Origin of the sequence: Burkholderia sp. Tr-20390, assembly GCF_017104595.1 — a bacterium.
In the GTDB taxonomy this organism is placed as follows: domain Bacteria; phylum Pseudomonadota; class Gammaproteobacteria; order Burkholderiales; family Burkholderiaceae; genus Burkholderia.
The window spans coordinates 1-575 of the sequence record NZ_JAAGPC010000464.1; the positions used below are offsets into that span (position 1 = coordinate 1).

Annotated in this window: 1 rRNA gene; it reads right to left on the reverse strand. The window is 47.8% G+C overall.

Annotation, left to right across the window (positions count from 1 at the left end):
* Nucleotides 1-456: 456 nt before the first annotated feature.
* Nucleotides 457-575 (reverse strand): 16S ribosomal RNA (locus G3N98_RS39555); the annotation flags it as partial.

Consider the following 575-nt stretch of genomic DNA (forward strand, 5'->3'; position numbering starts at 1 on the left):
TTCGCAGGCTACCGCGTCCTTCATCGCCTGTGATCGCCAAGGCATCCACCACATGCACTTGTTCGCTTGACCCTATAACGAGTCTGTCTCGTTACAGGTTGAGTTCTCGCGTTGTGCCGTATTCCAATTGAGTCAAACATAGAGTTCGAATCATCTTGAGATACATCGATACAATCACAACCCGGATAGTTTCCACGTCCATCTCAAGACGCTTCCGCTATCCAAATTACTTGCTTCTTCCAGATTGTTAAAGAACGACAGCCGATACTTTCGTACCGCTCTGACTGGCTCAATCGCCAATGAGAAAAACTCGAACCAAACTTCATTCGAATGTTTGTCATTGATGATTATCGAAAGCGGCCGGCATTATAACCGGTTAAACCGCTAACAGACAGTCTTTCTGTCTTTATCAACAGCCGATAAGCGTGAGCGCTCAACTTTGCGAGATAGCTCTGGAAAGGAGGTGATCCAGCCGCACCTTCCGATACGGCTACCTTGTTACGACTTCACCCCAGTCATGAATCCTACCGTGGTGACCGTCCTCCTTGCGGTTAGACTAGCCACTTCTGGTAAAA